The organism is Leucobacter sp. M11 (assembly GCF_035726885.1).
GTDB lineage: Bacteria > Actinomycetota > Actinomycetes > Actinomycetales > Microbacteriaceae > JAPFRB01.
On the sequence record NZ_JAPFRB010000006.1, the window covers coordinates 19,481 to 20,443 of the forward strand.

Consider the following 963-nt stretch of genomic DNA (forward strand, 5'->3'; position numbering starts at 1 on the left):
CAGCAGGTCCAGCCCCTCGATGATGCGCCGCCCGTCGACGTCGAGGACGAGCCCCTCGACGCGGACGGCGGGGTGCGGCTCGGCGACGGTCAAGGAGCCCTCGGCGAGCGCAGGCTCGCGGAGGAGGTCCCCGATCCGCGCGGCGGCTCGGCGGCCGCCCGCCACGAAGTCGAGCCCGTGCCCGAGGCGGAGCGCGGGGGTGACGATGGCCAGGCTGAGCAGCAGGGTTGCGGCGAGGGTCGCGGTGTCCCCGGCGAAGCCGATCGCGTAGGCAATGGCGTAGCTGGCGGCGGCCTGGAGCAGGGCGACGGCGACCGCGGCGGGCGTCGCGACCCGGCGCACCCAGGCGACCATGCCCGTGGTGAAGCGCTCGGCCGCGTCCGAGTACTCGCGCAGGGCCCCCTCCGCCCCGCCGAAGCTGCGGAAGACGTGGATGCCGCGGGCGTAGTCGTCGACCGCCGTCGTGATCTCTCCCATGACCCGGCCCCGTTCCGCACCGTGCGCGGCCGAGAGCCGGGGGATGACCGTGAGGTAGGCGAGCGCGGCGAGGACCCCGGGGAGCAGCGCCGCGAGCGCCGTCGGCCCCGCGAGGGCGAGCAGGAGGGCGACCGAACAGGCGGGGATCACGATCAGCGCGGCGATCTCGCCGGGGAGGTGCGCGATCGTGTGGTGCAGGGCCGCGACGTCGTCGGAGACGAGGCGGCGGAGGTGATCGCTGGGATAGGCGCTGGCCCGGGAGGCGGGGAGCCGGAGCACGCGCGCGGCGACCGCGCGGCGCAGCCGCGCCTCGAAGCGGGCCTCCGCGGCGTGGGCGAGCCAGGCGGCTCCGGCGGCCAGGAGCGCGGCAAGGCCGAGCGCGGCGAGGACCCAGGCGGTCCGGGCGGGGGAGGGCGAGTCGATCATCCGGACCACGCCCCAGGTCGCGGCGAGCGCGGCGACGCCCGAGAGCGTCTGCCCGGTCAC

Annotated in this window: 1 protein-coding gene; it reads right to left on the minus strand. The window is 77.3% G+C overall.

Annotated elements, in window-relative coordinates; genetic code table 11:
* A partial coding sequence (locus OOT08_RS17110; RefSeq protein ID WP_325094053.1) for an ABC transporter transmembrane domain-containing protein occupies positions 1-963 on the minus strand: 963 nt, incomplete at both ends.